Consider the following 14,557-nt stretch of genomic DNA (forward strand, 5'->3'; position numbering starts at 1 on the left):
GCTACGGTATTGTATATGTATCGTGCTCTAAAGCGGAACCATCCGCACCCGGAGCCCATCCTTGGGCTTCGGGATCGGCCAGGCCTGCCAAGCCGGATCATAGCCATCGGCCACCTCCACCCGAACCTGCGTCAGCAAATGGTGCATGAACAACTTCATCTGCATATAGGCAAAGTGCAGGCCAAGGCACATATGCGCGCCGCCGCCAAAGGGAACCCAGGCATATTTGTGCCGACCCTTTGAATTTTCGGGCGTGAAGCGCATTGGATCGAAGGCAGCCGGGTTTTCCCAATATTCGGGCATCATATGGGTGACCGTCGGATTGATGCTGACGGTCGTTCCCTTGGGGATGGTGTAGCCCATGAATTCGAAATCCTTGAGCGCACGACGCGGGATCGAGGGCACTGGCGGGATCATCCGCAGCGATTCCTTGAAGGCATATTCGGTCAGTTCAAACGCATCGAGCTGATCGGGCGAAATCGCGCTTCCGGCAGGAGCGATCGACAGGCATTCGGCGCGCACCTTTTCCTGCCACTCGGGATGCTTGGCGAGCAGCCAGATCATCGAGGTGACCGATGAGGTGATCGTGTCATGCGCCGCCATCATCAGGAAGTTCATATGGTCGATGATCTCGCCATCGGTCATATATTGCCCATCGTCGCGGGTGGCGCGACAGAACTGGCTGAACATATCCTGCCGGTTGGGGTTGCGGCGGCGTTCTTCAATCTGCGGACCGAAATAGTTGATGAGATAGTTTCGCCCGGCAACGCCGCGGCCCATTTGCGTGAACGGCAACGGTCGGCGGATCGGCGTGATCGATGCCGCAACCATGTCGACAAAGGCCTTGTTGATCCGGTCTGCCTCTGGCCCCAATGGCACGCCAAGGAAGGCGTCGGCGGCAACATCGAGAGTCAATTGCTTGATCGCCGGATAGAAGAGCATGTCGCCGCGCCACTTCGGCAGTTGCTCTGCAAAGATGCGGTTCATGTCGGCGACATAGCCGCGCATCGGCTCCGGCTTGAACGCGATACCCAAGGCACGGCGATCCATGCGGTGATGGTCAAAATCCATCAGCATCAGACCGCGCGGGAACAGCAGGTTAAGAACCGGCCCCCAGCCTTGCTCCGACGAAAACAGCTTCTCGCGATCGAAAAGCATCAACTCGTTCGCCTCTGCCCCGATCAGCGAAAGGTTGACCGCACCAAAGGCACTCGACCGGTACACCTTGCCATATTTGCCGATCATGTAATTGATGAAGGCCGGCGGATCGCGCAGGATGCGGAAGGCGTTACCAATGAACGGCAAGCCATTCTCTCCCGGAATATGATCCAACGCTTCCGGTTTCGCGCGGGGCGTCCAGTGGGGATTAGCGGCTTCGCTGCTGGCAAGGGCCATGGGAGGTCTCCGGTCTCTTTTAATTATTCGATTAACTTGCTTACTGCCATCAGTGTTAACAAGGTGCAAGCGGGTTGCAGAAGGTGGTTACAAAGCTGAACGGCAGCCAACAGGCACATTCAGATGCAATTCAACTGACGAAGCGCATTCGCCTGCTTACGATGGACCGTGCCTGCGAATCGGCCAGCTGGGAAACAGAGCCGACGGGTACATATTGGGGTAAGTTTTATGACGGGAATGCGTGCAAAATTGGCCGCGCGGATCGCAGCACTGGGTGCGGCGACCATGGGGCTTTCAGCCTGCTATTATGATGCCGGTGTCGGCCTTGGCTATTATGACGATGGCTATAGCTATTATGACGACGGCTATGGCTGCGATCCCTATAGCCCGTTCGACAGCTATTATGACTGCGACTATCGCGGCGGTTTCTACAACATAGGCTATGGCGGCGGCTGGTATCAGGATTACTGGTATCCGGGCTATGGATTTTACATCTTCGACCGTGGCGGCAAACGGTACAAGATGTACGATCATCATCGTCGCTATTGGGGCAGTAAGCGCCATGAATGGTATCGCGAACATCATGGCCGCCGTAACGGACATGAAGGGCGCGGGGGCCATGAGAATCGGCGCGACTACAATAGCAGAGCGAACGGCAACATAGGGCGGCCCGAGCAGCATGGTGGCCGGGTTGAGGGCGACCGGTCGCGCGAACGCTATCGCGATCCCAATGCCGTAGGCAACGGACAACCCGGTATCTGGCACCGCGACCGTCGCCGTGAGGATCGCCGGGGCGATGGCCGGGGTGAACGCCGCCGGGATTGGCAACAAAGCGGGCAAGGAGCCGTCGGACAAACACCGCCGGTTGCGGCGCCCCAGAATCCGCCACCAGCACGCGGGGATAGCGGAAACTGGCGTCGTAGCGGGGATGGTGAACGGCGGAACTGGCAAGCGACCGCAGCACCCCAGACTTCGCAAGGGACCGCCACTCGCGCTGCAGCACCCCAACCGCGCACGGCGCGACCAAGCGGCGAGCGAGCGCGTATGCCCCGTAATAACGAGCGAGTTCCTCGCGAAAACTAAAAAAAGCGGTCGTGCCGGGGGGCTGGCACGACCGCTATGATCCAGGGAACAGATGACGGTGCCTGCGTGGTTGGCTACCGTGGTGGACCAGATCGTCCCCGGATATCCGAATTAACTTTCGCCTTCCCAGCGGCCCAGCTTCTTGCCGGTTTTGCGGGCCTCGATGGCTTCGTCCGCCACACCGGTCAGATAGTTCAGATGCGCAATCCGCGCCTGCTTACGTGCCGAAGGCGTCAGGCTGGCCATTGACGAGACGACCGATTTTGGATCGGCATCGGTCAATCCAATCACCATCGCGAGGAATACCGAGGCAAAACCAAGCGATGTAATTGCGACCATTGCGGTGTCGGGCGACATTATTTCCTCCTGAACAAAAGACCATTTTTTCTAGTGAAGAAACTTATCGCCATTGCTGGTTAACTTCCTGCCGCGATGCGCGGTTAAACAAAAATTAGGCACGAAAAAATGGGGCGCCCCGCAGGACGGCCCATTCCTAATAACATTTTGGCCGGACTTATTCGGCAGCGATCGCCAGCTCCACGCGTTGCGGACCACGAATGAGGCCGCCGGGGTAAACACCCAGGCATTCGCCATTTTTGAAGGTCATCTGCCCCGATTTGATCGTGCAGACATAACCATCGGCCTTTTGCAGCAGGCGCTTGCCACCTGCCGGCAAATCGAAAGCCAGCCAGGGCTTGCCGAGCTTAATCTTTTCGAGATCAATGATGTTGAGGTCGGCCAGATAGCCGGGCGCCAGCACGCCACGATCTTCCAGGCCATAAAGCACGGCCGTATCGCGGCATTGTCGCTTCACGGCATTTTCAAGGCTGATCCGCTTGCCGCGCTTGCGATCGCGCACCCAATGCTGGAGCATGAAGGTCGGCGAAGCCGCATCGCAAATGGTGCCGCAATGCGCGCCGCCATCGGACAGCGAATTCACCGTATCATCCGATTCCTGCAGCGCCTCTAGGAAATCGAGATTGCCGTCGGCATAGTTCAGGATCGGGAAATAGATGAAGCCCTTGCCATCATCCTTCATCAGCAGGTCATAGGCATATTCAACGCCCGATTTGCCCGCCGCTGCCGCACGCGCCATGATGCTGTCTTCGGCTGTCGGTTCATAATCGAAATCCGGGCCCATTTCATATTGCACCATCCAGCCGCCTGCGATGATGCGGTAAAGGTCGGCCACATCGACATCGGGGATTTCCGAAGGCGTATCGATCATCCGCTGGCGGAATTCGGGATCCTTGAGTTTCGCCAGTTGCTGTTCCCACGGCAGGGCGTCAATCTCCGCCCAGACGGGTGAGAAGCGGAACGGATGCACCGTTCCCTGCCAGGCCATGATGATGCCATTGCCGCGCAAGGCAATCTGCGCAACGATATTGGCGCCATTGTCGTTCTGTGCGCGCATTTCGGAAATCTGCTCGTGTAGCGGCAATTCCTTGGCAATCGACTGGAGCGCCGCAAAGGTGACGGGCAGGCCGGTTTCGCGGCTGAGCGCGCCCATCCATTCAAATTCCTTCCACTCACGCTTCAGGTCGGATGCCATTTCGAACACGCCATAGCCGACGCGGCCCATGCCGCGCCCGATTTCGATCAGTTCCTCCGCAGTTGCGGTGGTGCCGGGCACCAGTTCGCCATCTATAGACTTGTGCAGGATCGTGCGCGAGGTTGAGAAGCCCAAGGCCCCTGCCCGCACGCCTTCCTCGACAATGCGCGACATTTCGGCGATATCGTCGTCGGTCGGAATCGCGCCCGGCTGTTCACGATCGCCCAGCACATACGCGCGTACTGCGCCATGCGGAACATGCGTACCAATATCGACGGTGCGCGGCATCCGCTCCAGCTCATCGAGATATTCGGGAAACGTTTCCCAGTTCCAGCTCATGCCTTCGGACAGCGCAGTACCGGGAATATCCTCGACGCCTTCCATCAGGCTGATCAGCCATTCGTGGCGGTCGGGCTTGGCAGGCGCAAAACCCACGCCGCAATTGCCCATGATGACCGTGGTCACACCATGCCAGCTTGAAGGCGCCATTTCCTGATCCCAGGTGGCCTGGCCATCATAATGGGTGTGCACATCGACCCAGCCGGGGGCAACGATCATGCCAGTGGCATCAATCTCTTCCTTGCCGCTGCCGCTGACCTTGCCGACCTGGCTGATCAGCCCGTTGTCGATTGCAATATCCCCTGTGAAGCGCGCTGCGCCCGTGCCGTCGACGATCGTTCCGCCGCGGATAACCATATCATGCATGGCCGACTCTCCTCCTCTAAAGTGCAAGGAGGCTATCATATTAAGCGTTCGGTTAAACCCCTATTCGGCTGGATGCGCCGGGGCGTTCGTCCTGATCCGTGAACCGAGCAGCGCGCGGAGGCGATTGAAGCCGCGCGTAATCAGGGCATTGCGATCCGCCCATGCAGCATATTCCGCATAAGCGGGATCCGTCATCAGATGCTTTTCCTCGGTCTTGGCGCGCCAATAATAGACGGCACTCACCAGCGCGAGCAGCGCCGTATTGCGCACCATGTCTGTACTGCTGCCGCTGGTGACGAGGAAGGGCAAGGTCGCCAGCCACCAATAGGCATTCTTGCTCAGATAGGCAGGGTGCTTGGTCCAGCTATAGGGCCCGTGGGTCAATATGCCGCGATGCGTGAGGTTCGAAAAGCGCAGGCCGAAGGCAACGGTGGCCCACGCATAAATAGCAGTCAGGATGACGAGAACAGCGCCCCACACCCACAGCAGCACCGCGTGCCCTTCGAACCAATAAGCCCAGTCGCTGGTCGCGACATGATAGTCAAGCGGCCCGCCATTGTTCATAAGGATGAAGGGCGGATAGCAAATCAGTGCCGCGACCCAGCCCGAGAGATAGGGGTTGGCGGTGCGGATATGCGCGTCGAGCGGCTTGATCGTCAGCGCATAGCCGACCGTCGCGAACTGCACGTCGACCACGAACATCGTCGTGATCAGCGCATTGGCCAGCCACACCGGGTTCTGCCAGACCTCGGCAAAACTCATGTTCACCAGATCGCGAAAACCCAGCGGAACAATGGAAACCATGAAGGCGAGGAAAAATCCCTTCACCGCCCATGCGCGCAGATGGTGGCGGATTTCTTCTCCGTCCCAATCATCGCGCCCCGCTATCCATGCACCGAAATGCCAGCCGCCGTCGCGGGGGGTCACCATATAGCGGTCGAGCCAGACGACATAGGGTACCGAAGCGATAACCAGCGGTATGGCGATGAGGGTGAAGACCTCCATCGAGAAGAGATAGTTGCCTGCCCAATACCAGCGGCAGAGCATGTACAGCGCGGCAATCCCCGCCCATGTCGCCCACAGTCCGGCGATCTTGATGATGCTGGTGTCGAGCACGTTGGCTACCGGGCGTTTTAGCGACCAGTCGAGCCCGGTCGAGGGGCGGCGGTGAACCTTGTCGACAAAGAGCGACCAAAGCACCATGGGCAAGCCGCAAGCTGCAACGGCTGCCAGTGCCGACAAAGGTCCGTCTGCCCGCTCCGGCCAGCCGGGAGAACCTATGGCGTCCATAATGGCACCCCAGTTGCGCGCAACAATCACCGACAGCGCCAATCCCACCAACCCGGCTACACCAACGGCGGTGCTGACGGCGGAGGTCGGGCGCGGATCGGCGCTTGCAGTTTTTCCCTTGATCACAGCCCGCGCGAATAGCGGAAAAGGGTTAAGAAAGCGATTGCCATGTGCGCCCGAAAAACCGTAGCCCTGAGCCTTTCGAAGGGCGCTTGTCAGTCAAACGTGCTTCGACAGGCTCAGCACTGCGGTGTTGCAAGTCGAAACCTTAAACCCGCACCGCCACCCAGACAATCAGCGCCGCTGCGGGCACCAGCATCGCCTGCGCGAGCAGCGTGCCTGCAATCCGGCTCATCGACAGCCAGACGATAGTGCGGCGATATTCGGGTTGGCTAACGCGGCCTTCGACGACATCGTCGGTCATCACCGACAGCTGCGGATCGATGAGGACGAAGAGCAGGATGGTCGCGAAACCGTTGACCACCGCTGACAATTGCGAGGCAGTGACGCGGAATTCTGGGTGGAGATATCCGGCGTAAAGCGAGGCAATCACACCCACGGTTAACAGCGCCTGTGCCACAACATTCATTGCAATCACCCGCCACGACACAGCGGCTGGCTTGGTCCAGAGTTTCAGATGCTGGCTGCTCGGAAGCTTCACCGCCTTTACCACGGTCTTCATGCCCTTGGGCGTCATCGCGCTCCACAGCAATTTGCCGACCGAACGATGGTGCTGGAACTCGTCAATCGCAGCAGTGAACCAGCGCTGCACCGTCGGTACCGCAAGCGCACCGAGGATGGTTGCGATCGTGGCCGACAGCAGCACCAGCCGCATATCTATCAGCAACCGCTCGCCGGTCCCGTCAGCAATCGCATTCTCGATCCGCTTGGCAAGGAAGGGCCCCAAAAAACTGTTCGAAGTGCGCGAAACAAGCACGAGCACGTTGAACAAGGCAAAGCTGAGCGCAATTTTGTGCGTTCGCACCCCGGCTATCCGTGCGGCATAAGCGAGCGCACCGATCAGGTGGATCACCAGCGTGAGCAGGCAAATGTTGAAAAGCGGCCAGTCCATCGGCCGCTTCTATCAATCCTTACCTTGCCGCGCCAGCAAGCGCAGGCGGAGCGCGTTCAACTTGATAAAGCCCGCCGCGTCCTTCTGGTCATAGGCACCGGCATCATCCTCAAAGGTCACGACCTTCTCGCTATAAAGACTGTTAGGCGATTTGCGCCCCACCACCGAGGCGCTGCCCTTGTACAGCTTCACACGCACCGTGCCCGAGACATTGACCTGACTATGGTCAATCGCCGCCTGCAGCATCTCGCGCTCGGGGCTGAACCAGAAACCATTGTAGATGAGCTCTGCATATTTGGGCATCAACTCATCCTTGAGGTGCGCTGCACCCCTGTCGAGCGTGATGCTTTCAATCCCACGATGCGCACGAGCATAAATTTCGCCGCCGGGCGTTTCATACATGCCACGCGACTTCATCCCGACAAAGCGGTTCTCGACCAGGTCGAGGCGACCAATGCCATGCTTGCGGCCCAAATCGTTAAGCGCGGTAAGCAAGGTCGCAGGCGACATCGCTTCCCCGTTCAACGCAACGCCATCGCCCTTTTCGAAATCGATGGTGACATATTCAGGGGTGTCGGGTGCGTCTTCGGGGTTAACCGTGCGCGAATATACATAGTCTGGAGTTTCTTCCCAGGGATCTTCAAGGCATTTGCCCTCGGATGAGGTGTGCAGCAGGTTTGCATCCGTGCTGAACGGGCTCTCCCCGCGCTTGTCCTTGGGCACAGGAATCTGGTGTGCCTCTGCCCATTCGATCAGGCGCGTGCGGCTGGTCAGATCCCACTCCCGCCACGGTGCGATGACCTTGATATCGGGGTTGAGCGCATAAGCCGACAATTCAAACCGCACCTGGTCATTACCCTTGCCGGTCGCGCCATGCGCAATGGCATCGGCGCCAGTCTCGCGGGCAATCTCGATCAACCGCTTCGAAATCAGCGGGCGGGCGATCGATGTGCCGAGCAGATAATCACCTTCATAGCGGGCATTGGCGCGCATCATCGGGAAGACGAAATCGCGGACGAATTCTTCGCGCAGATCATCGATATAGATGTGATGGTCAGGAATACCCATAAGCACCGCTTTGGCGCGCGCAGGCTCCAGTTCCTCTCCCTGACCAAGATCCGCCGTGAAGGTCACAACCTCACAGCCATATTCAACCTGCAGCCATTTCAGAATGACACTCGTGTCGAGACCGCCCGAATAGGCAAGAACAACGCGTTTGACCGAATCTTTCATGGGAGAACCTTTGCGTGCAACAATCGTGGCCGCGCCGCTAGCAGGGGGCGGGGTTGGGTGCAAGCAATGCGCTCGAATTGACCCAAATGTTCCGGTACATCAAAAACTTGCTCCGATTGCTGCAATTGCCCACCATCCATTCGAACAAACTGCAACCAGAAGGCTCACATGAATTTCGCTCGACCAGTCCTTGTACTACTTGCTGCGACCGTCACGCAAGTCTGCTACATCAACGATGCGCAAGCTGCACAACAGTCCCCCTTATTGGGTATGTGGAGCCTGGATGTCGAACAGATGCAGGCTCCGGCCGAAATGCGGCCCAAAAGCGTGACAATTACTTTTGCAGAGGCTGGTGAAGATAAGTGGTCAACTAAAGTTTCTATCGTTGCACCAGACGATAGCGTCAGGGAAATGACCGGCATTTATGCATTGGGCGGGACAGCCGCGCCGATTGCGGGCGACCAGCTGGAAGCTGACACTGCGGCGGTTACCACACCATTGCCTAATGTGATGTTGCTTGCCTTGGCAAAAGAGGGGCACCCGGCGTCAACCAGACTCTACACGGTTTCATCAGACGGCGGGCTGATGACCGAAAAGGCTGTAAGCTGGGACGACAAAGGAACCCCGATCATTCGAACCAATATTTTCCGACGCAATAGTCCATGAGTTGACGAAGTTTTCGATTTCGACTTGCGTCGCAGCAAAATCAACCTTCTTCGGCCTTGCCATCTTGACAGTCCGCTGATCCTGCATGCTTGGCGTGACAATACCGCGAGGCGGGCATGTCACGCTTAGCGCCAACCTGCATCCTGTCGCCAGCAGACGCAGGCGAGTAAAGACAGGCATTAGGGCTTGCAGTCGCACCGACACTTTATCCCAGCTTTCTGTTGCAAACCGGATGGCGCTTTAGTGTGGCAGCGTCGCACATTGCCTATGCCGCCCGCAGCTCCTGACGCTTGGACACATTTAGTATATTCAGCAATTTTGAGACGTGATTTCTGACGGTAAAGTTGGAAATGCCCAAAATTCTGGCGATTTCCTTGTTGGTCATTCCTTTGGTCACATAGTGCAGAATTTCGAGCTGGCGGGCCGTAAGTATGAGCTGAGCCGGGACTTTTGCGGGGTCATGTTCAGCAAATAAATCCGGCTGGAGGCCGGTCGGTACAATGTCGGCTTCCGGCAAAAGTGCGCAAAGGCGATCCATTGGCACCGAGTCGTCTTTGTTGATGATAACCAGCAAGACCACGCGATCGGTGCTCCGCTCTTCCGACTTGCCTCCTGCAAAGCAAATGTGCGGGTAGCTCACTTCCGACACGTTTCAACTTTGCGACTGTCGCAGCGCCGGATCTTCCGAAGTCGGATCCGCTACAAACCCACGCCATAGAAGCCATAGCCCAACGACAAGTTGAACCAGCGCTAGCGGTGCGAGAAAATAGAATATCACCTCGCCAAAGAGGACGCCTGTGAACACGCCTGTCATTTGCGACGCTGTCGCCAACAGGCCGGCTGTAGCCAGCCACCGCGGAATCCAGCGGCTTTGGTACAAGATCACATAGAAAACGAATGCGCCGGCGCCGCCAAGCAACATATGGGGGAAATGCAGCCCATCGCGCTGGCTCGTTACCAGTGTCCAGATAGGTTCGGCCAGCTTCGCCAGATCGCTGCCCGGCGCGGCAAGCATGGCGTCGCCAAGCGAACGGAAAAGTGGGTAGCTGGCGATTTCACCGCCGCCCATCCCGAATGAACTCGCCTTCAGGCCGAGATACAGAAAGGCAAGCCAAGCATACGGCCGCGCCGTGGAAAGCTGGCAGAGCAATCCCGCCCAGACGAGCGAAATCACGCCAGATACCATTCCAATCAGAACTATCAGGCTGATCAACCCGGGCTGTTCTGCCGCACCACCAAAAAGGCCCATGGCACCCGTACCGTTTCGGATCATTGGCTGTAGAAAGAAGTTGGACGCAATATCGAGTATATAGCCAGCAAGAACGGCGCCACCGATCCATCGGCCGGCATTGGTCAGATTGGTCATTATATATCCTTTATATTTGGGCCAGTTTCGCTTGCGCCGCATTGGCGGAGCGATTGCCCAGCCAGTTGCGGGCAAAGCGCACCCGAATTGCCCAGAATGTCAGAAAACCGAGAGTGAAAAGCGAAGGGAGGAGAAGAATTGGGGAACCCTTCATGAAGGGAAACACATCATCCTGCTGACCGAGGAAAAGTGAGGTTGCAGCAAGGAAGTAGGCTGCCATCATGCGCCAAAGGTGGCGGGCGACGCGTTGCCGCGGCTGCAACCCACCGCGATAAAGCACACTCAAATCGAACAGAAGGCTCAACGAGGCGAGCGAACCGAACACAAAATAGGCGGTTGCGGGCATATCCTGAAATTCGCCATTTGCGGAATCGAGCGCTATCAGGCCACCGTGCAGAAACAGCAGCGTTGCAAACAGACCAACAGGTGCCAACCATTGCGATACCCGATCCAGTTTGCCCGCCCGACTTATCGCTGACTGGCGCGAAGTGTGCACGAGGTAGAACGTCCAGATCGCGGCACCTAGCGACAGCCTGTCCGGTTCCCATGCCGTCAGCAGCGCGGCCGATACGGCCATGGCCGACATCGACAGGTAGAAATAGTGGCCAGCCCGGGCGTGAAGACCGCCACCCGACTTACGGCTCACCATGGCGACGACCCCGGATGATAGTGCCACGAGGCCGGCAGCTATATGCAGGATGAGCAGAGGGAGAAAAATGGCGCTGGGCATGGTCATTAAGCCTGCCCGTCCAAGCCAGATCGGCGTTCGCCGCTCATGCGACCGTCAAGATAGATGGCCAAAAGCCCAATGGTTGCGGCCACCATGACCGCCACCGCGAGGTTCACCCCGCCAAAGGCGATCTCCGTGCCGTCGCTGTGCCGCATCGTTCCACCGTAAAAAGGGGCCAGCAGCACCGATGCAAGAAAGGCCGAGTTGACCAGCAAGCCGAGCAAACTGGCCGTGTTGATGTCACGACGCGATAGGGCAAACCAGAGTGCGAGACCCGCCAGCAAAGCGTTTGTTATCAGTTGCCAAACTTCGTGAACCCGCGCATGTCCGGGCCAATCAGGATTGAAAACGTGCGTCGGTCCGATTTCCAATATGGGCGTGAGAACACCTATTGGTAACAGACAAAGAGCGAGAAGGATAATACGAGCCATGAAGATTCCAATATTGACACTGTCAATTTGACCAATCTTATTGACGGTGTCAATATAGAAAAATGAAAAAGGCCCACCATCATGGCGCTCTGAAGCAGGCTTTGATCGAAGCAGCATTGCATCTGCTCGATTCAGAGGGTGTCGAAGCGGTTACGATACGCGCGGTTGCACGGCAGGCAGGCGTTTCACATGCAGCGCCAGTCAATCACTTCGCGGACCGAAGGGCGTTGCTGACCGGCGTCGCGATATTCTGCTTTGAAGAACTGCAGCAGGCGATCGCCGCAACCGGTATCCGGAACATGTCCGACGCGCGGGAGAAGATGCTCGCCTTCGTCGACGCTTTCTACAATTACGGCCTGAACAACCCCAATCGCTATCGCCTGATGTGGCGGCAGGATATGCTCGATTCATCTGACGTCAAATTGACCGAAATGACAGAAAAGCTGTTCGGCCACGTCACCAACATGATCACCGAATTCGGCGATCCGCCGAATATCAGCGTCATGAGCCGTGTGGTCGCGGCCTGTTCGATTATCCATGGCTATGTGCTGCTTCGGATCGACGGAAACTTCATCGGTTTTGCGGACGAAAAAACCGGCCACCCGCGCCATATTGCATTGATCGAAGCGCTTTTACCCTAACCGGCCAGACCCCATATCTGCCAAACACCAAGCGCCAGGAACAATGTGGCTGCGATCCAGCGCATGACGTTCAGCGGCACACGCTTCACCAGCTCTTCACCCAGATAGACCGCAGGCACATTGGCAATCATCATGCCGAGCGTGGTGCCGGCGGCGACGGCAATTACCGATTGATACTGTGCGCCCAACGCAACCGTTGCAACCTGGGTCTTGTCACCCATCTCGACGATGAAAAAGGCGATAGCAGTCGTCAGGAATATACTGCCCCTGTGGCTTATATCACCTTCATCCTCGTCCATCGTGTCGGGCACCAACGTCCATAGCGCCATTGCGACAAAGCCCAACGCAACTGCCCAGCGGAACCAAGGCGCGTCGAGGAGTCCAGCCACCTGTTGCCCAGCGAAGGCCGCCAGCGCGTGGTTGAGAAGCGTGGCGGCCAATATGCCCAAAATAATGGGCAGCGGCTCACGAAAACGCGTCGCCAGCAATATGGCGAGCAGCATCGTCTTGTCGCCAATCTCGGCAAAGGCAACGATGGCGGTAGAAGTGAAAAAGGCTTCCATGAAATACTTCCGGGGCCGGGCAGGAAACAGACGCAATGCCACCAGCAGCCCCGCCCAGCCGGAACAGACCGCCGATGCCATTGGTCTCGCCTTGAACCGCAATCAGCGATCCCACATGCACCATGGCCTCTCAGCCAAATATGTTGATGCATGTCCCGCTTCTAAACCGAAACGGCTGGCTACTCCCCAGATGACGGACTAGCCTCTAGGAGAGTCGGATTGAGGAAGCAAGCCATGGCAAAGGCAGAAAACAAGACAAAGGAAACAGCCGTCAGCGTCGACGACTTTATTGCTGCGGTCGCCGACGCCAACCAGCGCGCCGACGCCGAAAAGATCCGCGCTCTGATGGAGCGGTTGTCGGGCGAGCCTGCAAAGATGTGGGGTCCGTCGATTATCGGATTTGGCAGCTATCACTACAAATATGAAAGCGGACGGGAAGGCGACATGTGCCGCATCGGCTTTTCACCACGCAAGGGGCAGACCGTGCTCTATCTGATCGACGGATTCGAAGGCCAGCCCGAACTGATGACGCGCCTTGGAAAGCACAAAACCGGCAAGTCGTGCCTTTATGTCAAGAAGCTGTCGGATATTGACGAAGCTGTGTTGGAAGAGCTGTGCGCCCGTTCGCTCGCCTATATGGCGGATAAATATCCACCAGTCTGAAACCGCTTTCAGTCGTTGATCGACTTGCCGCGACCTGACTGACGATACTCAAATGCGCGCTTTGCGCTAATTCTCCGGGCAATCAGAAATGCACCGATAATCAGCATCACGGCAACAAGGCCAAGAGCGATCAATTCCCTGTCTTCCATCCCGTATAAACCCTCTTGAGCGGAGGATTGTTATCCTTCCGCAAATTGTAAAGCGGGGTGTCTAGCAGAGGCTGATTCACTTTCAAGTCGCAGGTTGTACTAGTGGACGGTTAACCACTCATCCTTTCGCAATGCCCGCAATCAGCAATGAAGAATCTCGCTCCACGTGAATTTGTTCTAGCGAATCAACCATGATGCAATCGCCGCGATTCATTGGCACTCCATTCAGCATCGAATGTCCTGAAATCGGCACGATCCAATGGGATCCACTCGTTTTAATGGTGCCTTTTCCTGCATCATCCACTATATGGTGAAACCAGAAATGTGGTCCTTCAGCCAGTTTCAGATTGCCCGAAACATTCCCAGACCGCGCATCCTTATAAGGCACCGGAATCGCCACAGAGACGCCATCTTCAAGGTGCAATTCGCGCGGGCGTCCATAATCGTACAGGCGATAGGTGATGTCCGCAGGTTGCTGAACCTCGACCAGCGTGATGCCTGCGCCAATGGCATGAACTGTGCCCGCCGGGATATAGAAATAGTCGCCAGCGCGCACAGTCTTCCAGTCGAGAAGCTCTTCGATTTCTCCGGAGAGTGAGGCAGCCCTCAATTCGTCAGCCGACAGCACCCGCTTCGTGCCAATGCCCAATACCGCACCCGGCTCGGCGTCGACAATATACCAGCATTCTTCCTTGCCCGAAGGCAATCCTCGCCGCCTTGCATCCGCCTCCGAGGGATGGACCTGGATCGACAGTTTTTCCGAAGTGAACATCCATTTGACCAGCAGCGGAAGCGGTGTTTGCCCGACGCCATTATACCAGATTTCGCCGATCCGCTGCCCGCCGAGCGCGCCAAATTCAGGCGGGAGGTCATCCCGCCCCCAGGGCTTTTCAACAAATTGGCGTTCCAGAAACATCGAAACTCCCTTTAGCAGCAACAGCTTACCATATCCTATCCAACTTTCCGCTTTGGAAATCCGCAAAGTCTCGCTAGGGCCCGGCGAACAATATAACTCTCC

General features: G+C 57.3%; 17 protein-coding genes and 1 riboswitch. Of the genes, 4 read left to right on the forward strand and 13 right to left on the reverse strand.

Annotation, left to right across the window (positions count from 1 at the left end; translation table 11 throughout):
• Positions 1–27 precede the first annotated feature (27 nt).
• The gene (locus PKC81_RS05580; RefSeq protein WP_324333938.1) at positions 28–1,395 is read right to left on the reverse strand and encodes a cytochrome P450; all 1,368 of its coding nucleotides are present in this window, start codon (positions 1,393–1,395) and stop codon (positions 28–30) included.
• Positions 1,396–1,632: 237 nt separating this feature from the next.
• On the opposite strand from PKC81_RS05580, the gene PKC81_RS05585 reads away from it, so the two are divergent.
• Positions 1,633–2,478, forward strand: a complete 846-nt coding sequence (locus tag PKC81_RS05585; protein WP_324333940.1) for a hypothetical protein — start codon at positions 1,633–1,635, stop codon at positions 2,476–2,478.
• 111 nt (positions 2,479–2,589) lie between these two features.
• Here the strand turns inward: PKC81_RS05585 and PKC81_RS05590 are convergent, their stop codons facing one another.
• The 5 genes from PKC81_RS05590 to PKC81_RS05610 all read right to left on the reverse strand — a co-directional run bounded on the left by PKC81_RS05590 (position 2,590) and on the right by PKC81_RS05610 (position 8,330).
• On the reverse strand, positions 2,590–2,835 hold the full coding sequence (locus PKC81_RS05590; protein WP_298603509.1) for a hypothetical protein: 246 nt from the start codon (positions 2,833–2,835) through the stop codon (positions 2,590–2,592).
• 157 nt (positions 2,836–2,992) lie between these two features.
• Positions 2,993–4,735 carry a D-aminoacylase gene (locus PKC81_RS05595; RefSeq protein ID WP_324333942.1) on the reverse strand — a complete coding sequence of 581 codons (1,743 nt, stop codon included), beginning with the start codon at positions 4,733–4,735 and terminating at the stop codon, positions 2,993–2,995.
• A gap of 60 nt (positions 4,736–4,795) precedes the next feature.
• On the reverse strand, positions 4,796–6,151 hold the full coding sequence (locus PKC81_RS05600; protein WP_324333944.1) for an isoprenylcysteine carboxylmethyltransferase family protein: 1,356 nt from the start codon (positions 6,149–6,151) through the stop codon (positions 4,796–4,798).
• Between the two features lie 142 nt (positions 6,152–6,293).
• Entirely contained in the window at positions 6,294–7,097 is an 804-nt protein-coding gene (locus PKC81_RS05605) for a lipid II flippase Amj family protein (RefSeq protein WP_324333946.1), read from the reverse strand.
• Between the two features lie 12 nt (positions 7,098–7,109).
• Entirely contained in the window at positions 7,110–8,330 is a 1,221-nt protein-coding gene (locus PKC81_RS05610) for an argininosuccinate synthase (protein WP_324333948.1), read from the reverse strand.
• Positions 8,331–8,498: 168 nt separating this feature from the next.
• On the opposite strand from PKC81_RS05610, the gene PKC81_RS05615 reads away from it, so the two are divergent.
• The gene (locus tag PKC81_RS05615) at positions 8,499–8,996 is read left to right on the forward strand and encodes a hypothetical protein (RefSeq protein WP_324333950.1); all 498 of its coding nucleotides are present in this window, start codon (positions 8,499–8,501) and stop codon (positions 8,994–8,996) included.
• 265 nt (positions 8,997–9,261) lie between these two features.
• Here the strand turns inward: PKC81_RS05615 and PKC81_RS05620 are convergent, their stop codons facing one another.
• The 4 genes from PKC81_RS05620 to PKC81_RS05635 are packed head-to-tail and all read right to left on the reverse strand — an operon-like array spanning position 9,262 to position 11,523.
• On the reverse strand, positions 9,262–9,636 hold the full coding sequence (locus PKC81_RS05620; protein ID WP_324333953.1) for a helix-turn-helix transcriptional regulator: 375 nt from the start codon (positions 9,634–9,636) through the stop codon (positions 9,262–9,264).
• 12 nt (positions 9,637–9,648) lie between these two features.
• Complete coding sequence (locus PKC81_RS05625) at positions 9,649–10,362, reverse strand: DUF4386 family protein (protein WP_324333955.1); 714 nt, start codon at positions 10,360–10,362, stop codon at positions 9,649–9,651.
• A gap of 10 nt (positions 10,363–10,372) precedes the next feature.
• Positions 10,373–11,098, reverse strand: a complete 726-nt coding sequence (locus PKC81_RS05630; RefSeq protein ID WP_324333957.1) for a hypothetical protein — start codon at positions 11,096–11,098, stop codon at positions 10,373–10,375.
• Complete coding sequence (locus PKC81_RS05635) at positions 11,098–11,523, reverse strand: hypothetical protein (protein WP_324333959.1); 426 nt, start codon at positions 11,521–11,523, stop codon at positions 11,098–11,100. The genes PKC81_RS05630 and PKC81_RS05635 overlap by 1 nt, the downstream gene beginning before the upstream one ends.
• Positions 11,524–11,585: 62 nt before the next feature.
• On the opposite strand from PKC81_RS05635, the gene PKC81_RS05640 reads away from it, so the two are divergent.
• Positions 11,586–12,164, forward strand: a complete 579-nt coding sequence (locus PKC81_RS05640) for a TetR/AcrR family transcriptional regulator (protein ID WP_324333961.1) — start codon at positions 11,586–11,588, stop codon at positions 12,162–12,164.
• Here the strand turns inward: PKC81_RS05640 and PKC81_RS05645 are convergent.
• On the reverse strand, positions 12,161–12,727 hold the full coding sequence (locus tag PKC81_RS05645; protein ID WP_324333998.1) for a TMEM165/GDT1 family protein: 567 nt from the start codon (positions 12,725–12,727) through the stop codon (positions 12,161–12,163). The genes PKC81_RS05640 and PKC81_RS05645 overlap by 4 nt on opposite strands.
• Before the next feature lie 65 nt (positions 12,728–12,792).
• Positions 12,793–12,928, reverse strand: a riboswitch (yybP-ykoY riboswitch).
• A gap of 33 nt (positions 12,929–12,961) precedes the next feature.
• On the opposite strand from PKC81_RS05645, the gene PKC81_RS05650 reads away from it, so the two are divergent.
• The gene (locus PKC81_RS05650; protein WP_324333963.1) at positions 12,962–13,390 is read left to right on the forward strand and encodes a DUF1801 domain-containing protein; all 429 of its coding nucleotides are present in this window, start codon (positions 12,962–12,964) and stop codon (positions 13,388–13,390) included.
• Between the two features lie 8 nt (positions 13,391–13,398).
• Here PKC81_RS05650 and PKC81_RS05655 read toward each other — a convergent pair whose 3' ends face one another.
• Positions 13,399–13,539, reverse strand: a complete 141-nt coding sequence (locus PKC81_RS05655; RefSeq protein WP_324333965.1) for a hypothetical protein — start codon at positions 13,537–13,539, stop codon at positions 13,399–13,401.
• Positions 13,540–13,657: 118 nt separating this feature from the next.
• Positions 13,658–14,455, reverse strand: coding sequence for a class I mannose-6-phosphate isomerase (locus PKC81_RS05660; RefSeq protein WP_324333967.1), 798 nt, complete (start codon positions 14,453–14,455; stop codon positions 13,658–13,660).
• Positions 14,456–14,557 lie beyond the last annotated feature (102 nt).

Source organism: Sphingorhabdus sp., assembly GCF_035329025.1.
Taxonomy (GTDB): Bacteria; Pseudomonadota; Alphaproteobacteria; order Sphingomonadales; family Sphingomonadaceae; genus Sphingorhabdus_B.